Annotated in this window: 1 protein-coding gene; it reads right to left on the reverse strand. The window is 63.1% G+C overall.

What is annotated here, in order from left to right; all coding sequences use genetic code 11:
• Nucleotides 1–115: 115 nt before the first annotated feature.
• The coding region (tuf, locus tag B1C78_RS02390) for an elongation factor Tu (protein WP_077277546.1) at nt 116–1171 on the reverse strand (1056 nt) is incomplete at its 5' end.

A 1171-nucleotide genomic window follows, 5' to 3' on the forward strand; every position in this document is an offset into this window, starting at 1 on the left:
AAATCAGGTACAAGGGAAAAAGTACAAGGTACAAGGGGATCGCGCCCGCGAAGCGGGCTCCTTCCCTTGTACCTTTACCCTTGTACCTTGTACCTGCCCTTTGAGTACCTGCCCTTTACTCAATGATCTTGGATACCACGCCGGCGCCCACGGTGCGCCCGCCCTCGCGAATCGCGAAGCGCAGGCCGTCCTCCATGGCGATCGGGTTGATCAGCGACACCACCATCTTCACGTTGTCGCCCGGCATCACCATCTCCACGCCCTCCGGCAGGTCCACCGATCCCGTCACGTCCGTGGTGCGGAAGTAAAACTGCGGACGATAGCCGTTGAAAAACGGCGTGTGACGACCACCCTCTTCCTTGGAGAGCACGTACACCTCCGCCTCGAACTTGGTGTGCGGGGTGATCGAACCGGGCTTGCACAGCACCTGGCCGCGCTCGACGTCATCACGCTTGGTGCCGCGCAGCAGCACGCCCACGTTGTCGCCCGCCTGGCCCTGATCGAGCAGCTTGCGAAACATCTCCACGCCCGTGACCGTGGTCTTGGTCGTGTCGCGAATTCCCACGATCTCGATCTCGTCGCCCACCTTCACGATGCCGCGCTCGATTCGACCCGTCACCACGGTGCCGCGACCGGAGATCGAGAAGACGTCCTCCACAGGCATCAGGAACGCACCGTCAATGGCGCGCTCGGGCTCGGGGATGTAGGAGTCGAGCGCATCGATCAGCTTGTCGATGGAGGGCGTGCCGATCTCGGACTCATCGCCTTCGAGTGCCTTCAGCGCCGAACCCACGATGATCGGGGTGTCATCCCCCGGGAAGTCGTAGGAGGAGAGCAGATCGCGCACCTCCATCTCGACGAGCTCCAGAAGCTCGGCATCGTCGACCATATCGGCCTTGTTCATGTACACCACGATGTAGGGCACGCCCACCTGGCGCGCCAGCAGGATGTGCTCGCGGGTCTGGGGCATCGGGCCGTCGGCGGCAGACACCACCAGGATCGCGCCGTCCATCTGCGCCGCACCCGTGATCATGTTCTTCACGTAGTCGGCATGGCCCGGGCAGTCCACGTGCGCGTAGTGGCGATTGTCGGACTCGTATTCCACGTGTGCCGTGGCAATGGTGATGCCGCGCGCACGCTCCTCGGGGGCGTTGTCGATCTGGTCGTAGGC

The organism is Thioalkalivibrio denitrificans, assembly GCF_002000365.1.
Classification (GTDB): domain Bacteria; phylum Pseudomonadota; class Gammaproteobacteria; order Ectothiorhodospirales; family Ectothiorhodospiraceae; genus Thioalkalivibrio_A; species Thioalkalivibrio_A denitrificans.